Annotated in this window: 1 protein-coding gene; it reads right to left on the reverse strand. The window is 68.9% G+C overall.

Annotated features, from left to right (window positions below):
• Positions 1-333 (reverse strand): agmatine deiminase family protein (locus tag HX774_RS18865; RefSeq protein ID WP_178828957.1); only part of this gene is annotated, 333 nt, incomplete at its 3' end.
• Between the last annotated feature and the right edge of the window lie 214 nt (positions 334-547).

Below are 547 nucleotides of genomic sequence, written 5' to 3' on the forward strand. Positions count from 1 at the left end.
GCCGCCCCAGCCGTTGACGCTGAAGGTCTGGGCCGTCTTCGAGCCCGCATTGAAGATCGGGCCGGTGTCGCGCAGCCAGATGTCGCCGAAGCGGGCGGCCACGACCTCGACGCCGTCGACGCCCTCGAAACGCGCGCGGGCGCCGGGCAGGGCCTCGTCATTGCCGACCATCAGCTTGACCTGTTCGCGCCCCGGACCCGCCAGGGCGCGGACCAGAGCCTCGACCTCGTCCTGGGCCTGCGCGAAGTCCTCGCCCCACAGCTCGGCGTGGCTGGGCCAGCCGACCCACATGGCGCGGTGCGGCGTCCATTCGGCGGGGATAGGTTGGGTCATGGGCGAGGTCGATCCGAATGGGAGAAAGGCAGACCGCGCCAGATAGGCCGAGACGCCCCCCGGTTCAATGTTTGCGGGTCATACGCCGCAGCGGCAGTTCACCAAGGGGCCTCAAGCAGCGCGAATGCGCGATAGGCCCAAAAAGAAAGGGCGGCCCGTCGCCGGACCGCCCTTCCCTGTCTTGGTGCTGGCTCTTCTTAGAAGGAAGCGCGCA

The organism is Brevundimonas sp. P7753, from assembly GCF_013386595.1.
Classification (GTDB): domain Bacteria; phylum Pseudomonadota; class Alphaproteobacteria; order Caulobacterales; family Caulobacteraceae; genus Brevundimonas; species Brevundimonas bullata.